Annotated in this window: 18 protein-coding genes; 6 read left to right on the top strand and 12 right to left on the bottom strand. The window is 70.1% G+C overall.

Features of this window, described 5'->3' with window-relative positions:
• Positions 1-3: 3 nt before the first annotated feature.
• From VF542_RS16700 to hemB, 8 genes are all read right to left on the bottom strand, one after another.
• On the bottom strand, positions 4-588 hold the full coding sequence (locus VF542_RS16700) for a TlpA disulfide reductase family protein (protein WP_408652824.1): 585 nt from the start codon (positions 586-588) through the stop codon (positions 4-6).
• A 176-nt stretch (positions 589-764) separates the two neighbouring features.
• Entirely contained in the window at positions 765-1406 is a 642-nt protein-coding gene (locus VF542_RS16695) for a histidine phosphatase family protein (protein ID WP_408652823.1), read from the bottom strand.
• 22 nt (positions 1407-1428) lie between these two features.
• On the bottom strand, positions 1429-2778 hold the full coding sequence (gene hemL, locus VF542_RS16690) for a glutamate-1-semialdehyde 2,1-aminomutase (RefSeq protein ID WP_408652848.1): 1350 nt from the start codon (positions 2776-2778) through the stop codon (positions 1429-1431).
• A 69-nt stretch (positions 2779-2847) separates the two neighbouring features.
• Positions 2848-3612 (bottom strand): amino acid ABC transporter ATP-binding protein, encoded by a 765-nt coding sequence (locus VF542_RS16685; RefSeq protein WP_408652847.1) that lies wholly within the window; start codon positions 3610-3612, stop codon positions 2848-2850.
• Between the two features lie 209 nt (positions 3613-3821).
• On the bottom strand, positions 3822-4712 hold the full coding sequence (locus VF542_RS16680; RefSeq protein ID WP_408652822.1) for an amino acid ABC transporter permease: 891 nt from the start codon (positions 4710-4712) through the stop codon (positions 3822-3824).
• The gene (locus VF542_RS16675) at positions 4712-5599 is read right to left on the bottom strand and encodes an ABC transporter substrate-binding protein (protein WP_408652821.1); all 888 of its coding nucleotides are present in this window, start codon (positions 5597-5599) and stop codon (positions 4712-4714) included. The genes VF542_RS16680 and VF542_RS16675 overlap by 1 nt, the downstream gene beginning before the upstream one ends.
• Positions 5600-5648: 49 nt before the next feature.
• Complete coding sequence (locus tag VF542_RS16670) at positions 5649-6509, bottom strand: GNAT family N-acetyltransferase (RefSeq protein WP_408652820.1); 861 nt, start codon at positions 6507-6509, stop codon at positions 5649-5651.
• An 84-nt stretch (positions 6510-6593) separates the two neighbouring features.
• Entirely contained in the window at positions 6594-7592 is a 999-nt protein-coding gene (gene hemB / locus VF542_RS16665) for a porphobilinogen synthase (RefSeq protein WP_408652819.1), read from the bottom strand.
• 115 nt (positions 7593-7707) lie between these two features.
• On the opposite strand from hemB, the gene VF542_RS16660 reads away from it, so the two are divergent.
• The 5 genes from VF542_RS16660 (at position 7708) to VF542_RS16640 (ending at position 12951) form a co-directional block, all read left to right on the top strand.
• Positions 7708-8343, top strand: a complete 636-nt coding sequence (locus VF542_RS16660) for a DUF6318 family protein (RefSeq protein WP_408652818.1) — start codon at positions 7708-7710, stop codon at positions 8341-8343.
• 173 nt (positions 8344-8516) lie between these two features.
• A complete protein-coding gene (locus VF542_RS16655) occupies positions 8517-9218 on the top strand; it encodes a hypothetical protein (RefSeq protein WP_408652817.1) in 702 nt (233 codons plus the stop codon).
• Between the two features lie 74 nt (positions 9219-9292).
• Positions 9293-10936 (top strand): AMP-binding protein, encoded by a 1644-nt coding sequence (locus VF542_RS16650; RefSeq protein ID WP_408652816.1) that lies wholly within the window; start codon positions 9293-9295, stop codon positions 10934-10936.
• A gap of 45 nt (positions 10937-10981) precedes the next feature.
• The gene (locus VF542_RS16645) at positions 10982-12244 is read left to right on the top strand and encodes an ArgE/DapE family deacylase (protein ID WP_408652815.1); all 1263 of its coding nucleotides are present in this window, start codon (positions 10982-10984) and stop codon (positions 12242-12244) included.
• A 38-nt stretch (positions 12245-12282) separates the two neighbouring features.
• A complete protein-coding gene (locus tag VF542_RS16640; protein ID WP_408652814.1) occupies positions 12283-12951 on the top strand; it encodes a DUF6318 family protein in 669 nt (222 codons plus the stop codon).
• 64 nt (positions 12952-13015) lie between these two features.
• On the opposite strand, the gene VF542_RS16635 is transcribed toward VF542_RS16640, so the two are convergent.
• Positions 13016-13783, bottom strand: a complete 768-nt coding sequence (locus tag VF542_RS16635; protein ID WP_408652813.1) for an SDR family NAD(P)-dependent oxidoreductase — start codon at positions 13781-13783, stop codon at positions 13016-13018.
• 219 nt (positions 13784-14002) lie between these two features.
• On the opposite strand from VF542_RS16635, the gene VF542_RS16630 reads away from it, so the two are divergent.
• Positions 14003-14458: a hypothetical protein gene (locus VF542_RS16630; protein ID WP_408652812.1), complete on the top strand. Its 456-nt coding sequence runs from the start codon at positions 14003-14005 to the stop codon at positions 14456-14458.
• A 113-nt stretch (positions 14459-14571) separates the two neighbouring features.
• Here the strand turns inward: VF542_RS16630 and VF542_RS16625 are convergent, their stop codons facing one another.
• The 3 genes from VF542_RS16625 to hemA form a co-directional block, all read right to left on the bottom strand.
• Positions 14572-16128, bottom strand: a complete 1557-nt coding sequence (locus VF542_RS16625) for a uroporphyrinogen-III synthase (protein WP_408652811.1) — start codon at positions 16126-16128, stop codon at positions 14572-14574.
• Positions 16125-17066, bottom strand: a complete 942-nt coding sequence (hemC, locus tag VF542_RS16620) for a hydroxymethylbilane synthase (RefSeq protein WP_408652810.1) — start codon at positions 17064-17066, stop codon at positions 16125-16127. The genes VF542_RS16625 and hemC overlap by 4 nt, the downstream gene beginning before the upstream one ends.
• A gap of 3 nt (positions 17067-17069) precedes the next feature.
• Positions 17070-18211: glutamyl-tRNA reductase (gene hemA / locus VF542_RS16615; protein ID WP_408652809.1), on the bottom strand; the 1142-nt coding region annotated here is incomplete at its 5' end.

Genomic DNA, 18211 nt, shown 5'->3' with positions numbered 1-18211 from the left:
CGCTCAGGCCTCTTCGGTCAGCTCGTCGAGCGCCGGGGTGAGGTCTGCCGGCAGCACCGAGCCGACGTAGACCGCGGCGACCCGGCCCTGCTTGTCGATCACCACGGTCGAGGGCAACGCGGCCATCGGCACGTCGCCGAGCTGGATGGCCGTCCTGGCGGCCTCGTCGTAGACCACCGGGAAGGTGACGCCCTTGTCCTTGATCCAGGACTGCGCCGCGCTCTTGGACGGGTCCTTGACGTCCATGCCGATGAACTGGACGCCGGCGGACTTGCGCTGGCGGTAGATCGAGTCGAACTGCGGGGTTTCGGACTGGCACGGCGGGCACCAGGACGCGAAGTAGTTCAGGACGACGACCTTGCCCCGGTCATCGCTGAGCCGGTAGTTCCCGCCGGCCAGCAGGGTGCCCGTGACGGGGCCGGCCTGCTTGCGCTGGGCCGCCTCGATCACCGAGCCCTTCTTGTTGGCCTGGACGTAGCGGAACTGGTTGCCGGCGCTCTGGTCCACGGCGTTCTTCCCGCCGCTGCACGCCGACAGGCCGAGCACGGCCGACAGCGCCGTGGCCAGCACGGCGGCACGAGATGTCATAGCCATCCCAGTGTGCAACGGGTTCACTCCCACAGTGTGATGCGTGCGCTATCGCACAGCCGCACTGCCCCGTTTTCCTGAGCACCGGCTGTGCCGGCGCTCAGAGATCGGCTGAGGAGGCGGGGCTGGTCCGCCCGAGCCGCCCAGGGCGCCAAGTTGCGCAGGCGCGGTCTTTCTCAGGCGCCTGGGGGTTGCTCCTCCAACCGGTTCGGGGTCGACCCGGCAGGCTCGGCGTAGCCAACTCCGACGATCCGGTCGTCCTCGAACGTCAGCGAGGTGAGCGAGGCCAGTGAGCACTGCCGGCGGCGCGGGTCGTGGAAGAGCCGCTTGCCCTCGGCGTAGCGGCGCAGGCAGACGATCGGAAGTTGGTGGGAGACGCAGACCGCCTCGTGACCCTCCGCCTGCTTGCGGGCGCGCTGCGCGGCGGCCAGCATCCGCCGCAGGACCTGCTGGTAGGGCTCACCCCAGGACGGCCGGGTCGGATTGCGGAACTTCGACCAGTTGTTCGGGTGCTTCAACACCCCGCCGGGCCCGGCGACCCGCTTGCCTTCGAAGGCGTTGGCGGCCTCGATGAGGTCCTCGTCGAGCACCACGTCCAGACCGAACTCGGCGGCGATCGGCTTCGCGGTCTGCTGCGCGCGCTCCAGCGGCGAGGAGGCCAGGTAGGTCACGTCCCGGCCGGCAAGGTAACCGGCGGCTCGCTCGGCCATCGCCTCGCCGGCCTCGGACAGCCGGAACCCGGCCAGCCGGCCGTAGAGCACCTTGTCCGGGTTGAACACCTCGCCGTGGCGCAGCAGGTGGACCGTGGTCCGAGTCACTGTCGGGCTCATCGCGCCGCAGTCACTGTCGTCCAGCGGGCGCGGCGGCTGCCGCGGCCCGGGCGGCGGCCGGCAGCGCGTCGGCGATCCGGGCGATCGCGTCGTCGTCGTGCGCGGCGGTGACGAACCAGGCTTCGAAGGCGCTGGGTGGCAGGTACACCCCGGCATCGAGCATCGAGTGGAAGAACGGGCCGTACCGGAACGTCTCGCTGGCCTGGACCTGGACGAAGTTGGTCACCGGGGACTCGCCGAAGAAGATCGAGAACAGGTTGCCGGCGTACTGCACCTGGTGGGCGACGCCCTCGGCGGTCAGCGCCTCGGAGGCCAGCCGGCCGACCGTGAACGCGGTGGCGTCCAACCGGGCGTAGACCTCGGCGTCGGCGTTGCGCAGGGTGGCCAGTCCCGCGGCGACCGCCACCGGATTACCGGACAGGGTGCCCGCCTGGTAGACCGGCCCGGCCGGCGCCAGGTAGGCCATCAGCTCGCCCCGGCCACCGAACGCCGCCGCCGGCAGCCCGCCCGACATCACCTTGCCGAAGGTGAACAGGTCGGCCTCGACCGGATCGAGGCCGTACCAACCGGCCCTGCTGACCCGGAAGCCGGTCATCACCTCATCCATCACCAGCAGCGCACCGTGCCTGGCGGTGATGTCCCGCAGCGCCTGGTTGAAGCCGGGCAGCGGCGCCACCGCACCCATGTTGCCCGCCGCCGCCTCGGTGATGACGCACGCGATCTCAGGCCCGTTCAGCTCGAAGGCCGCTTCGACGGCGGCCACGTCGTTGTAGGGCAGCACGATCGTCTCGCCGGCCTGGGCGCCGGTGACCCCGGGGGTGTCGGGCAGCCCCAGGGTGAGCACCCCCGAGCCGGCGCTGGCCAGCAGCGAATCGACGTGGCCGTGGTAGCAGCCGGCGAACTTGATCACCTTGCTGCGGCCGGTGGCGCCACGCGCCAGCCGGATCGCCGACATGGTGGCCTCGGTGCCGGAGTTGACCAGCCGTACCTCCTGCACCGGCGCCACCCGGGCGATCAGCTCCTCGGCCAGTTCCACCTCACCGACCGTCGGGGTGCCGAAGGACAGCCCGTGGCCCGCCGCCTGGCGAACCGCCTCGACCACCGCCGGATGGGCATGGCCCAGGATCATCGGCCCCCAGGAGGCGACCAGGTCGACGTAGGTCCGGCCGTCGGCGTCGGTCAGGTACGCGCCCTGGCCGCTGACCATGAACCTGGGGGTGCCGCCGACCGCCCGGAAGGCCCGGACCGGGGAGTTGACCCCACCGGGGATGACCTTCTGGGCCCGGGCGAACAGTTCCGCTGAGATCGGTGCGTCGCTCACCTGCCCAGTGTTCCAGCTTCGCCGGACCGCCTCGACCATGCCTGTCACAGCCGGCCGGCCTTGTCACAGCCAGCCTGGTCACAGCCAGCCTGGTCACAGCCAGCCTGGTCATAGGCGGCCGGCCTCGATGATCCGGGACAGGAACTGCCGGGTGCGGGCCTCGTGCGGGTCGTGCAGTACCTGGGCCGGCGGGCCGACCTCCAGCAGCCGGCCGGCGTCGAGGAAGCACACCGTGTCGGCGACCTGCCTGGCGAAGCCCATCTCGTGGGTGGCGATCAGCATCGTCATGCCCTCGTCCTTGAGCTCGCGCAGCAGGCTCAGCACCTCGCCGACGAGCTCCGGATCCAGCGCGGAGGTCACCTCGTCCAGCAGCATCAGGACCGGGGAGTTCACCAGTGCCCGGGCGATCGCCACCCGCTGCTGCTGGCCGCCGGACAGCTCGTCGGGCTTGGCCGCCGCCTTGTCCGAGAGTCCCACCCGCTCGAGTATCGCCAGCGACCGCGCCTCGGCCTCGGCGCGCGGCAGGCCGTGCACCTTGATCGGCGACAGGGTGACGTTCCGCAGCACCGACAGGTGCGGGAACAGGTTGAACGCCTGGAACACGATGCCGACCCGGGAGCGCACCTCGTCGGCGTTGACCCGTGGGTCGGTGATGTCTGTCCCGGCCAGCTCGATGACGCCGTCGTCGACGACTTCGAGCAGGTTGACGCAGCGCAGCAGGGTGGACTTGCCGGAGCCGGACGCACCGATCAGGACGACGCAGTCGCCTTGGCCGACGTCCAGGCTGACATCGTCGAGCACCAGGTTTGCCCCGAAGGACTTGCGCAGGTTGCGGATCGACAGTAGGGGACCGGCTGGGGCATCGCCAGGCACTGCCGGGGCCTCGCCGGGCGCGGCTTCGGCCTGGCCAGGCGCGGCTGGGGCATCGCCAGGCACTGCCGGGGCCTCGCCGGGCAGGGCTTCGACCTCGCCGGGCGCGGCTTCGGCCTGCCCAGGCGCTACGAGGCCGGCTTGGGCATGCCCAGTGTTTGCCGGGCCATGGCCGGGCACCGCCAGGGACCAGCCACGGAACCGCCGCCGTCTCATACCGCGCTGCCTCCGCCGCCGTACCAGCCCTGCCGCCGGGCGACCCAGTCGGTCAGCCTGGTGAGCGGGATGGTCAGGCAGACGAAGAGGAAACCGGCCACGATGTAGGGCGTGTAGTTGAAGTCGGTTGCGGTCGAGATCTGCGCCGCCCGGATCGCGTCGATGACGCCGAGGATGGAGATCAGGCCGGAATCCTTCTGCAGCGACACGAAGTCGTTGAGCAGCGGCGGCAGTACCCGGCGTACCGCCTGCGGCAGCACCACGTACCGCAGCGACTGGGAATTGGTCAGGCCCAGCGAGCGAGCCGCCGCACGTTGCGAGGGATGCACCGATTCGATCCCGGCACGAAACACCTCGGCGACGTAAGCGGAATAGGTGAGGACGAGCGCGGCGCCGCCGTAGACCACCACCGGCTGGAACGAGACCCCGCCGAGGCTGAGCGCGGGCACCCCGAACCCGAGCAGCAGCAACACCAGGATCAGCGGCAGCCCGCGGAACAGGTCGGTGTAGGCGGCGGCGAACATCCGTAGCGGGAAGAACACCGGCCCGCGCAGGGTCCGCATGATTGCCAGGGCCAGCCCGAGGAAGACCACGACCACGGCGCAGATGAGCATTACCCGCAGGTTCAGCCACAGTCCGGCTACCACGTCGGGAAAGGACTCTTTGGCCTTGTCCCAGTTGAAGAAAGTCTCCTGGACCCGGGGCCAGCCCGGGGAGGAGGTGACGCCGCCGATCACTATCGCGAGCAGTACCACGGTGCTCAGGGCAGCGGTGATGCCCGACCGGATCGTCCTGCCTCGCCGGTAGGCCAACCGCTGGCGCTGCAGCTCGGAGGGTCGCCAGCTGGAGGTGCCGGACGGCGCGGTCGGCTGCGGCGCCGGCGCCATCACTTCAGTTCAGGCGCGCCACCCGCGGTGGCCAGCCACTGTTCCTGCAACCGGGCGAGCGCACCCTCACCGCGCAGCGCGTCGACGGCCTTGGACACGCAGGCGGTGAGCTTGGAGCCCTTGGTCAGCACGAAACCGAACTGCTCGGGCGAGCTGCCGGAGGAGATCTGGCCGACGATCTTGCCGTTGTCGAGCTGCGCGGCGCTCATGTAGAAGCCGGTCGGCAGGTCCACCACGATGCCGTCGATCTGCTTGTTCTTCAGGGCCTGCACGGCGAGGTCGTTGGTGTCATAGACCGACGGCTTCTGGGACGGCTTGATGGTGTCGGTGATGGTGGCGTAGCTGGTGGTGCCGACCTGCGCGCCCAGCTTGGCTGCCTTGAGGTCGGCGAGCGAGGTGGCGTTGGCGATCTTGCTGCCCTGATAGGTGACCACCGACTGGGCGACGTCGTAGTAGCCGGTGGAGAAGTCGACGGCCTTCTTGCGCTCCGCGCTGATCGAGACCTGGTTGATGTCGACGTCGAAGTTCTTGCGGCCAGGGGTCACCACGCTGTTGAACGAGGCGGTGACCCACTTGACCTCCGACGGCTGGAAGCCGAGCTGCTCGGCCACCGCGTAGGCGACGGCGGACTCGTAGCCCTTGCCGTTGCTGGGTTTGTTGTCGGAGAACCACGGTTCGTAGGCGGGGTTGTCGGTGGCCACGGTGAAGGTACCGGGCCTCAGCAGGCTCAGCTTCGACTTGTCACAGTCGTCGGGTGCCGCGCTGACGGCGGGGCTGTCGCTGCTGTCGGTCTTGCTGTCGGTCTTGCTGTCGGTCGGTGAGCAACCGGCTGCGCCGAGCAGGGCGAGGAGTGCCAGCGACGCGGCGGCGACGGAACGGACCAGCATGTACGGCTCCTTGCTGTGGTGAGCTCACAGCATACGGCCGTTTCCCTACCTAGTTGATAGGCAAGTCCGCTGGGCTGACCGAGCCGCCGGTCCGGTCGAGCGAGCGCCGCATCACGCATCGGCGACCCATCCCGTCCAAGCCCAGCCTCACCTCGCGTTGCCGCAGCGCCCGCAGTGCTGGGCTGGGGGCGGGGATTTCGGTGAAGCCCAGCCTGGCGTAGAACGGCCCGTTCCACGGCACGTCCCCGAAGGTGCACAGCGTGATCTCGCGGTATCCCTGCTCGGTGGCCCACTGACAGGCGGCGTTGACCAGGGCAGTGCCGATGCCGCGGCGCATCTCCCTGGGACGTACCGACAGGCCCTCGATGTGCGGCTGGCCGTCGATGAGTTCGAGCCTGATGTAGCCGACCGGCGGGTCGGGCGGTTGCTCCACCGGGTGGTCCGGGGGTTGCTCCACCGGGTGGTCCGGCGGTTGCTCCGCCGAAGGGGCCGGGGGTTGCTCCGCCGAAGGGTCCGGGGGTTGCCCGCTGGGTAGCCGGCGAGCTACCAGCAGCAGCCGCGCCGAGGCCAGCTCGTCGAGGCTGGCCGGTCCGGGGGTGCTGCCGTAGCCGGCTACCTCGAAGAGTGTGTCGGCGGCGACTTCGACCTCGATCAGGCGCGGCAGGTCCTGCGCGGTAGCCGGTTCGATGACGATCTGCCCAGCGGGCCTCGGTGCGGTGGCCGGTGGCGGTTCCGGGTCGGCCGCGCCTCGGGTGGCGAGCAAGCTGACGCCGCCGACCACGATCACCGCGCCGAACCAGGCGGCTGCGTGCGCCCGGCCGCCACCGAGCGCGAGGTCCCAGAGCCAGCCCAGGACGATCAGACCGGTCAGCAGGGCGGCGCCGCGGTACTTGGAGAGTCGCCTGGCCATCAGGGTGATCGCCTGATCATCAGGGATGGTCGACTGGCCAGTCGCCGAGTCATCAGAAGCCTCCGTGCCGGGGCGCGGGCGAGGTCATTGCAGCAGGATGGCAGCCTCGTGTGCCCAGTAGGTGAGGATCATGGCGGCTCCGGCCCGGCGGATCGAGAGCAGTGTCTCGAGCATGACCCGTTCGCGGTCGATCCACCCGCGCTCGGCGGCGGCCTCGACCATCGCGTACTCGCCGGACACCTGGTAGGCCGCGACCGGAACCGGTGAGGCCGCCGACACGGCGGCCAGAATGTCGAGGTAGGGCAACGCAGGCTTGACCATGACCATGTCGGCGCCCTCGGCCACGTCCAGTGCGGCCTCGGCCAGCGCCTCACGGACGCCCCGGCTCGGATCCTGCTGGTAGGTCAGCCGGTCGCCGGTCAGCGAGGAGTCCACTGCCTCCCGGAACGGTCCGTAGAACGCTGATGCGTACTTCGGCGCGTACGCCAGGACGCCGACATCGGACCGCCTCACCTCATCCAGAGCGTTCCGGACGACGCCGACCTGGCCGTCCATCATTCCGCTGGTGCCCAGCAGGTCAGCGCCGGCCTCGGCTTGCGCCCGCGCCATCGAGGCGTAGCGCTGCAGGGTGGCGTCATTGTCGACCGATCCATCGGTGGACAGCACACCGCAGTGGCCGTGGTCGGTGAACTCGTCCAGGCACAGGTCGCCCATCAGAACGGTCGCGTCGCCGAGCTCGAACTTCAGCCGAGCCAGTGCGAGGTTGAGGATGCCGTCGGGGTCGTCGGCGCCCGAGCCGGTGGGGTCCTTGTAGGCGGGAATCCCGAACAGCATCAGCCCGCCGACGCCGGCCTCGACGGCGCCGATCGCGGCCTTGGCGAGCGAGTCGAGGGAGTGCTGGACGACCCCTGGCATGGTGCCGACGTGGCGTGGCTCTGAAGCGTTCTCGGCCACGAACATCGGCAGGATCAGATCGCCCGGCCGCACCGAGATCTCACCGGCAAGCCGGCGCAAGGCAGCCGTCCGCCGCAGCCGCCGGGGCCGCGATACCGGGAAGGCGGGGAGCGCAGGAAGATCGTTCACGGGTCAAGCCTAACTCGCACCCGTTCGCTCACAGGAGTTATCCACAAGTCGGTGGGCGGTTGGGAGGGTCAAGATCCAATCGGGCATCATGTCCGTTATGAGTGAGCGGGGGTGGGTGGCCGGCTGGGCGCTGGCGGGTGCCTTGCTGGTGCTGGCCACCGGGTGCACCGGCGAGGCGACACCGAACACCTCGACGGTGCCGGTGGCCAGTTCGGCGGCTCCCACCAGCACGGCGGCCACGTCGGCGAGCCCTCGCCCGACTGCCCGGGCCTATCCGGCGGACGTGCCGCTGACCGGGCACAACGTCAACCCGGGCGAGAAGCCACCGCTGTATCCCGCCGCCGCCAAGGCCCGCACCCAGGCCGGCGCCAACGCCTTCGCCGAGTTCTACATGCACACCCTGGACTGGGCCTACGCCACCACCAACCCCTCCTACATGAAGCACTACACCGGCCCCTCGTGCGGACTGTGCACCGGCCTGGCCACCGGCATCAGCAAGACCGCCGCACAACACCACTGGTACCTCGGAGGCCGTTTTACCGTCCACACGGCGGCCTTCACAACGGTGGCACCTGTGACGGCACCTGCTGATTACTGCTCACACGTAAATGTGGATACCACTGCTGAGTCGGTCGTAGACCGAACAGGAAAGGTTTTTAGTGGTGACGGTGCTTATAAAAACCTAAAGGTCAAGATTTGCGCCAAGTTCATTAATTCGAAATGGCAAACTACCTATCTAGCACGCCCATGAACCGTCAGAAGATCACAGCTGTGCCGGCCCTCGTAGGCGCAGTCCTCCTGTGTTTAACGCAAGCGCCATCAGCGGGGGCTACTCCGCCTGGGGGTTGCGGTTCAGTCGGTGGAGGGTCCTTTGGAGGAGAACTAGGTGACGGCAACGTTGGCGTGTCCGGGACGTGTGGGGTGGTGTCGACGGATCTGCGGGACGGTGGCGGTTCGCCGGTGCTGGTCATCGATTGCGGTTATGCCACGGCCACCGATGACCACACCCACTGGAACCGGGCGTGCGGGCCGACCGGATTTCCGTGCCCACCGGTAGCCGGCACCGCCCACCCGCACCAGTTCATCACCGTGATCTCCCCGGCCGACACCGCCGTCCCGATCGCGGCCTGGTGCGCCGGCACGGCCACCCCGATGCCCTCCACAGCAGCGCTACGCGATGAGGTGATCCGGCTGCTGCACCCACCCCCGGTCGGCGTCTCACCCAGCACCGGCACCGCCCTGATCAACCTGCGAACCCTGTTCTGGATCAGCACACCCACCCAGGTCAACCTCGGCCAAGCCGCCCTGATCGGCTTCCCGGTCGACCTGCGCGTCAGCTACCAGCACACCGACTTCGACTTCGGCGACGGCACCACCGACACCCTCACCACCCCCGGCACCCCGTATCACCCGGCCACCGACTGCGGCCCCTGCACCGACCGGTTCGGCCACAACTACACCCACCGCGGCCCGGTCACCATCACCGCCCGCACCTACTGGCACGCCCAATTCCGCATCGGCACCGGCACCTGGACCGACATCCCCGGCGACGTCACCGCCACCCAACCCTCCCGAACCACCCTCACCGTCAAACAATCCCGAGCCACCCTCACCCCACCACGCTAAAACCACGCTGAAGCCACGGCAGGCGCGCACAACCATGGCTAGCGCCGGTTTCCGGCAGCGAGTTGAATCCGTCCATGACCTCCGCACCGCCGCCCGTCCTGCTCTCCTATGCCAGCGGCACCTCGACTTCTGCCCTGCTCGGCGACACCATCGGCGCCAACCTGGCCCGCACCGCCGCCTGGTATCCCGATCGTGACGCCGTCGTCGAGTGCGCCTCCGGGCGTCGGCTCAGCTACGCCGAGCTCGACGCCGCGGTCACCGACCTGGCCCGTGGCCTGCTCGCGCACCGGATCGGAGTCGGTGAGCGGGTGGGTATCTGGGCGCCGAACTGCATCGACTGGATGCTGGTGCAGTACGCCACCGCTCGGATCGGCGTGATCGCCGTCAACATCAACCCTGCCTACCGCAGCCACGAGCTGGCCTACGTGTTGAAACAGTCCGGTACCTGCGTGCTGTTCTCGGCCGTGGAGCACAAGGGCAGCGACTACCGCGCGATGGTGACGGAGGTCGCCGGCGACTGCCCCGAGCTACGCGAGGTCATCTACCTCGGCGAGCCCGGTTGGGCCGAGCTGATCGCCGACGGCGGGCCGGTACCGCCTGCCGAGGTGCAGGCGGTGGCCGACGGCCTGGACCCCGACGACCCGATCAACATCCAGTACACCTCCGGCACCACCGGCTTCCCCAAGGGCGCCACCCTCAGCCACCACAACATCCTCAACAACGGCTACCTGGTCGGCGAGGGCTGCTCGTACACCGAGCAGGACCGGATCTGCGTGCCGGTGCCCTTCTACCACTGCTTCGGCATGGTGATGGGCAATCTGGCGGCCACCAGCCACGGTGCCTGCGTGGTCATCCCGGCCGCCGGCTTCGACCCGGCCGCCACCCTGCGGGCGGTGCAGGACGAGCGCTGCACGTCGCTCTACGGGGTGCCCACGATGTTCATCGCCGAACTGGCGCTGGCCGATTTCGCCGACTACGACCTGTCCTCGCTGCGCACCGGGATCATGGCCGGGTCACCCTGCCCGGTCGAGGTGATGAAGCGGGTGATCAGCGAGATGCACATGGCGGAGGTGACGATCTGCTACGGGATGACCGAGACGTCACCGGTCTCGACCCAGACCCGGGCCGACGACTCGCTCGACCGCCGGACCTCCACCGTCGGCCGGGTGCATCCCCACGTCGAGGTTAAGGTGATCGATCCGGTCACCGGCCGGTTGGTGCCGCGGGGCACGACGGGTGAGCTGTGCACCCGGGGCTATTCGGTGATGCGCGGGTACTGGAGCCAGCCGGATCAGACTGCCGAGGTGTTGCTCAACGGTTGGATGCACACCGGCGACCTGGCGGTGATGGACGAGGAGGGGTACCTCGCCATCGTCGGGCGGAGCAAGGACATGGTGATCCGGGGCGGCGAGAACGTCTACCCCCGCGAGGTGGAGGAGTTCCTCTACTCCCATCCCGAGATCGAGGACGTCCAGGTGGTGGGCGTGCCGGATCCCAAGTACGGCGAGGAACTGCTGGCGGCGGTGCGGCTGCGCCCTGGTGCCGCGCTCACCGACCAGGACGTGCGGGACTACTGCCGCGGCCGGCTCGCGCACTACAAGGTGCCGCGCTACGTCCAGTTCGTCACCGAGTACCCGATGACCGTGACCGGCAAGATCCAGAAGTTCAAGATTCGCGACGCCGCGGTGGCCGAGCTGGGCCTGACAGCTGACGGCTGAGCGACCGCCGGTATCCAGATGGCACGCTGGCGGCATGATGCCGGCATGCTGAGTGACACCGAACGCCGCGCGCTGGACGCCCTGGACGAGCAGGCGCTGCACCGCAACCTGCTCGACCTGCTCGCGGTGCCCTCCATCACCGGCAGCGCCGCCGAGACCGAGTTGCTGCACACCCTCGCCGGGCAGGCCGAGCGGCTGGATCTCGAGGTGGACCTGTGGCAGCCGGACCTGGCCGAGCTGCGGGCCGATCCGGACTTCCCCGGCACCGAGGCCGAGCGGTCCGAGATCTGGGGTCTGGTGGCCGGCACGGAGCAGTCTGACGGCCCCACGGTGATCCTGCAGGGCCACGTCGACGTGGTGCCGCCCGGCGATCGGGCCGCCTGGCCGGGTGATCCGTTCACCCCGCGGCTGGAGGGCGAGCTGGTGCATGCGCGCGGCGCCTGCGACATGAAGGCCGGGGTGGCGGCCAACCTGGCCGCGCTGGCGGCGATCCGGGCCAGCGGCGTGCGGCTGACCGGCCGGCTCGCGCTGCACCTGGTGGCCAGCGAGGAGGACGGCGGGCTGGGCGCGTTCGCCACCCTGCGCCGGGGGCATCGCGGTGATGCCTGCCTGATCCCCGAACCCACCGCGCTCAGCATGATCACCGCCAACTGCGGCGCGCTGACCTTCGAGTTGAGCGTGCCCGGCGCGGCGGCGCACGGCAGCATCCGCACGGCCGGAGTCAGCGCCATCGAGAAGTTCCTGCCGCTCTTCGCCGGGTTGCAAGCGCTGGAGACCGAACGCAATGCCGACCCGGATCCGCTGCTGGCCGGCTACCAGATCGCGGCGCCGCTGTCGATCGGCCAGCTGTCCGCCGGTGACTGGCCGAGCACGGTGCCGGACCTGCTGGTGGCGCACGGCCGGTACGGGGTACTGCTGGACGAGGACCCGGCGGCGGCCCGGGCCGCGTTCGAGCAGCGGGTGGCCGAGGTGTGCGCCGCCGATCCGTGGCTGCGCGCGCACCCGGCCGCGGTGCGCTGGAGCGGCGGCCAGTTCGCCAGTGGCCGGCTGCCCGCCGGGAACCCGCTGCGGGAGGTGGTGGCCGGGGCACATGCCGACACGGTGGGCGGTCCGGTGACCGAGCGCGGCGCGCCGTACGGCAGCGACCTGCGGCTCTACGCCGGGGCCGGCATTCCGACCCTGCACTACGGGCCGGGCGATCCGGCGGTCGCGCACAGCGCGCAGGAACGGGTGTCCCTGACCGAGACCACGCAGACAGCCCGCACCCTGATCGTCGCCGCGCTGCGGCTGACCGGCAGCGCGAGCTAGGCCCACGTCTTATGGGCAAGCAGGCTCGGTCGGCGGTCATGGCACTGCTCGGTGCTGTGGCGCTGCTGGTCACCGGCTGCACGGGTGACGCCGCGCCGAACACGTCCAAGGTGGCCAGTTCGGCACCCGCCACCAGCACGGCGCCGACCCCGACCAGTCCGACCCCGACCAGTCCGACCCCGGCCAGTCCGACCCCGGCCAGCCCCGCCCCGACTGCCCAGCCGTATCCGGCGGACGTGCCGCTGACCGGGCACAACGTCAAGCCCGGCGAGAAGCCACCGCTGTATCCGGCCGCCGCCAAGGCCCGCACCCAGGCCGGCGCCAACGCCTTCGCCGAGTTCTATATGCGCACCCTGGACTGGGCCTACGCCACCACCAACCCGTCCTACCTGAAGCACTACTCGGCAGCCTCGTGCGGTTTATGCACCGGGTTGGCTACCGGCATCACCCGCACTGCCACCCAGAGACACCGGTACCTCGGCGGCCGGCTCACCATCCACCCCGCCACGACAACCGCCATCGGCCCGGCCACGGCGCCAGCCGACTACTGCTCCATAGTGACCGTCGATATCACGGCGCAGTCGATCGTGGACCGCACCGGCGAAGTCGTAGATGTGGAACCAGCCCATCCGAACCTGCGATGGAAGGTATGCGCACAATCGTTCACAACCCTATGGCGAGCCACCTACCTTGCAGGCGCGAAGTGACCCGCGCGAAGTGACCCGCGCGAAGTGACCGGTAGCCGCCGACCAAACGTGAACGCCGACTTACTCAGAAGACGGTGTAACCGCCATCGATGACCAGCACCGTGCCGGTCATGAACGACGACGCGCGGCTGGCCAGGAAGACCACTGACGGAGCGATCTCCTCCGGTTCGGCCGCCCGCTGCTGCGGTGCGTCGCCGATCCAATGTTGGGCGAACTCCGGACGGTCGACCGGCGCCATCTCGGTCCGGACATAGCCCGGCGCGACCGCGTTGACCCGGACACCGTGGGGAGCCCACTCAGCCGCGAGCGACTTCGTGAGCTGATGCACCGCGGCCTTGGACGCGTTGTACCCCGGCTGCCACTGCGGACGGTTCACGATCTGGCCGGATATCGACCCCACGTTCACGATGGCGCCGCTGCCGGCCCGCACCATCAGCGCCCCGAAGACCTGGCAGCCGTTCCATACGCCGGTCACGTTCACGTCGAGAACCGTGCGCCATTCCTCGTCGCTCACCTCCAGCGCGGGCCGGTGGATGCACGTTCCGGCATTGTTGACCAGGATGTCCACGCGTCCGAACTCCGCCGTGATCTGCTCGGCGGCACTGGCAACCGCAGAACGGTCGGCGACATCGGCCGAGAACGCCGCCGCACGAATACCCTTGGCGCTCAGTTCCGATACGACGTCAGCATTCGCCGCCTCGTTGCGGGCCACGATCGCTATCGAGGCGCCGGCCTCACCGAGCGCGTGCGCGAACGCACGTCCCAAGCCGCGATTGCCGCCGGTGACCACGGCGACCTGATCCTTGACGGCGAACGTGTCCAGCACCGGCATCTGCTCCACCAACCTCAGCTAGCTCATCGGAGGGCGCCTCGCGTACCGGAGGTCCCCTCCGACTCACGCTAATGCCCTGCTGACTCCGGCCGCGTCACGCACGTCGCCCAAAAGCCCGGCTTCCGCCGGAAAGGACAGAGCCCGCCCCAATTCATCGACGCTGGCGCCCCAACCCGCCCGGTCCTAGGCTCCGGGATCACCCAACCCGAGGAGGAGTTCATGAAGGTACGCCGAGGTCAGGCCCTAGCCCTGGCGGTCGCCGCCGCGAGCGGCTCGCTGGTGTTCATGGCGCCGCCGGCATTGGCCGACGGTTCGTTGTTCGGCCAGACCTGCTGCGATCCGGGGGGTGCCAAGGTCACCGCGTACGCGAACTTCATCAGCCGGTATCACGTCAGAGTCGAGGACATCAAACTCACCGACCTGTGCCCTGCTGACGGGCACAGCGTCTACGTCCAGTTCCAGTACCAGCAGAGTAGCGGCGACTGGGTCGTGCGCGGCGACAACCGCGAGAACCACGCAAGCTGCGACGCCGGCGCCACTTCGGAGACCCCCTACGACTTCACAGCCACCTCCGGACGGATCAACGCCGTCCGGCTGAAGGTCTGTGTCGACGAGACCTGGCCGAACGCCGACGACTGCCAGTACACCAACTACCGCTACAACCAGTACGACTGAGCAACCTGCCTGCCGAGTCCGGCGGTAAGTGCTGCGGGGCACCGGCGGCACGGCCCGAAGGCCTGCGACCGGTGCCCCGCTCGTACAGCGAATTGCCTCGTACAGCGAACCAGCTACCGGACGGTGCGACTCCGCGATCCGGTACGGGACCGGCGGGCCGGTGCGGCGGCCGCCTTCTCCCGCTCCTCCTCGGCCCGCTTGACCGCGAACTCGGCGAGCGCGTCGATCAGCGCGGACACGCTGGCGATCTCGGGCTGCACGTCCACCCGCAAACCGAACTCCCGCGCGGTCGCCGCGGTCTGCGGGCCGATGCAGGCCACCACCGTCTTGTTGTGCGGCTTGCCGGCGATCCCGACCAGGTTGCGCACCGTCGAGGACGAGGTGAAGCAGACGGCCTGGAAGCCGCCGGACTTGATGGCGTCCCGGATCTCGGCCGCCGGCGGCGCCGCTCGCACCGTCCGGTAGGCCGTCACGTCGTCGATCTCCCAACCGCGCTCGCGCAAACCTTCGGCGAGGGTCTCGGTGGCGATGTCGGCCCGCGGCAGCAGCACCCGGTCGATCGGGTCCAGCACGTCGTCATACGGCGGGAAGTCGGCCAGCAGGCCTTCCGAGGACTGCTCACCGGAGGGCACCAGCTCCGGCCGGATGCCGAAGGCCCGCACCGCCTCGGCCGTCTGATCCCCCACGCAGGCGATCTTCACCCCGGCGAACGCCCGGGCGTCCAGGCCGAACTCCTCGAACTTCTCCCGGACCGCCTTCACGGCATTGGTCGAGGTGAACACGATCCACTCGTACCGTCCGGTCACCAGGCCCTTGATCGCGCGCTCCATCTGGGTCGGCGTCCGCGGCGGCTCGACGGCGATGGTCGGAACCTCGACCGGTACCGCGCCGAAGTCCCGCAGCCGGTCGCTCATCGCGCCGGCCTGCTCCTTGGTGCGCGGCACCAGGATCTTCCAGCCGAACAGCGCCCGCGACTCCCACCAGGCCAGCTTCTCCAGTGCCGCGGCGCCCTTGCCGATGCTCAGCACCACCGAGCCCTGCATGCCCGCTGCCGACAGCTCGGCCTCGGCCAGGGTTCCGGCGACGGTGACCTGAGCGGTCGTGGTCCCCGCCGACGTCACCACCATCGGGCTGTCCGGCTTGAGCCCCGAGGCGACCAACTGCTCGGCCACCGAACCGACCTCGACCGCCTCCAGGGTGAGCACCAGGGTGCCCGGCGTCGCCGCCAGCGCCTCGAAGTCGACCGGCTGGCCCTGCCGCAGGTCCACTTCGGTGTGCATCGGCCCGCTCGGCACGCCGGCGTAGCTGGTGGTAGCCGCCGCCATCGACAGCGCCGGAACGACCTCGAACGGCACCGCGGTCTTGCCGACGGCCAGCACCTCGCGGGTGACCGCGTCGGAGCCGAACGGATCGCCGCAGACCACCCGCACCACCACCAGGCCGTTGCGAGCCTCCGCCAGCACCGCCTTGGCAGCTTCGGCGGGTATCGGGTCCGCCGGCCGGATCTCGCCGCGGATCAGAGCCCGCACGGCTTCGGAGACCTGGGCGTCGACAAAGGCCACCTGGGCCGATGCCAGCACCTCGGCGGCGCGCACGGTGAGCAATCCAGCGTCGCCCGTGCCGGTGCCCACGAAGGACACCTTGCCGACGGACTTACGCGCTCGCGTCATTTCGAGCTCCCCATCATGATGTTCGCGCCGAGATCGATCAGTTCAGCGGCCAACCGCTGCCCGACCTCCTCGGCATTGTTGAGTGGACCGGTAGCCGACAACCGGACGGCGTCGCTGCCGTCGATCGCGGTGACCGAGCCACGAAGGAAAACTTCGAGCAGGCCGTCCTCACCCTCGGTGACTTCGGCGAGTGCCCCCACCGGGGCGGTGCAGCCTGCCTCCAGGGCAGTGAGCAACGACCGCTCGGCAGCGACCGCCGCCCTGGTCGGGTGGTCATCCAGCGGCGCCAGCATCGACCGGGCATCCTCGTCGGACGCCCGGCATTCGACGGCCAGCGCCCCCTGCGCCGCTGCCGGCAGCAGCTGGATCGGGTCGAGCAGCTCGGTGATCACCTCGGTCCGGCCGAGCCGGTGCAGGCCGGCCACCGCGAGCACCACGGCATCGAGCTGACCGGCGCCGGTGCCGACCTTGGCCAGCCGGGTGTCGACGTTGCCGCGGATCGGCACGATCTCCAGGCCGAGGTCCAGCGCGCGCAGCTGCGCGCCGCGGCGTGGCGAGCCGGTGCCGACCCGGGCGCCGGTAGGCAGCTCCAGCAGGGTCAGCCCGTCACGGGCGCACAGCGCGTCGCGCGGGTCCTCGCGCCGCGGCACGGCCGCCACCGCGATCCCCGGGGCCGCAGCGGTGGGCAGGTCCTTGAACGAGTGCACGGCAACGTCGATCTCACCCGCCAGCAGCGCCTCACGCAGCGCCGAGACGAAGACCCCGGTACCGCCGATCTGCTCCAGCGGGCTGCTGGAGCGGTCACCCTCGGTCGAGACCAGGACGGTCTGCACCGGCACGTCGGGATTGCTGTCGGCGAAGGCGTCCACCACCAGCTGGGTCTGGGTGCGGGCCAGCAGGCTGGCCCGGGTGCCGACCCGGATGGTGCGAGTGGTCATCATCTATCCGCTCACCGCCCCGGAGTCGCCGGTGCCGTCATCCAGGACAGCCCCGTCATCCAGGACAGCCCCGTCCGGCAGGACAGCACCGGCCAGCGGCTCGCCGTCGGCGAAGTCGGCGTCCAGCGGTTCGGCCCGCCGTACCGCGGTCACCGAGCCCGGCCGGGCCGGGTCGAGGTCGAACAGCTCCCGCAGCGCGGCGGCATAGGAGTTGCCCTCCGGCGTGGCAGCGAGTTCCTTCACCCGGACGGTCGGGGCGTGCAGCACCTTGTCGACGGCTCGGCGGACGACGCTGGCGAGCTCGTCGCGGACCGCGGGGTCCAAGCCGGGCAGCCGGCTGTCCAGCCGCACCAGCTCGCTCTCCACCACCTGAGCGGCCCGGGCGCGCAGCGCGGTGACGGTCGGCGCGACCGCCCGTACCTGCTGACTGGTCAGGTAGCTGCGCAGCTCGGTGGCCACGATCGCCATCGCGGCCGCCACTTCGGCGTCGCTGACCATCGCCCCGGAGTTGCGCAGCACGTCGAGGTCGACGTAGTGCACGTCGGCCATCAGCGACACCGCCGGGTCGACGTCGCGGGGCAGCGCCAGGTCGAGCACCACCAGCGGCCGGCCGGCCCGTCGGCGCACGTCCGGCGCCTCCACCACCAGTCCGGTGGCGCCGGTGCACGAGATCAGGACGTCAGCGGCGGCGATCTCGTCGGCCAGGAACTCCATCGAACCGGTCCGGCCGCCGAGGCCGGCTGCCAGCCGGAGCGCCCGGTCGGGGGTGCGGTTGATCACCACCGCGTCCAGGTCGGCACCGCCGGCCAGCCGCTGCAGCGTCGCACCGGCCAGGGCGCCCATCGAGCCCGCGCCCAGGATCACGACCCGCTTGCCGACCAGCTGCTCGGTTCCGCCCACGGCGTCGGCGGCCTGCTGCAGCGCCACCGAGACCACCGACGCGCCGGCCCGGTCGATGCCGGTCTCGGCATGCACCCGCTTGCCGACCCGCAGCGCGGTCTGGCTCGCCTCGTGCAGCACCTTGCCGACCGTTCCGGCCTGGGTACCGCTGGCGTAGGCGTTGCGAAGCTGGCCGAGGATCTGGGACTCACCGACCACCATCGAATCCAGCCCGGCCGCGACCTGCAGCAGGTGGTCGGCGGCGG

It is taken from the genome of Jatrophihabitans sp. (genome assembly GCF_036389215.1).
Lineage (GTDB): Bacteria > Actinomycetota > Actinomycetes > Mycobacteriales > Jatrophihabitantaceae > Jatrophihabitans_A.
This window is presented reverse-complemented; position numbering and strand designations above follow the sequence as displayed.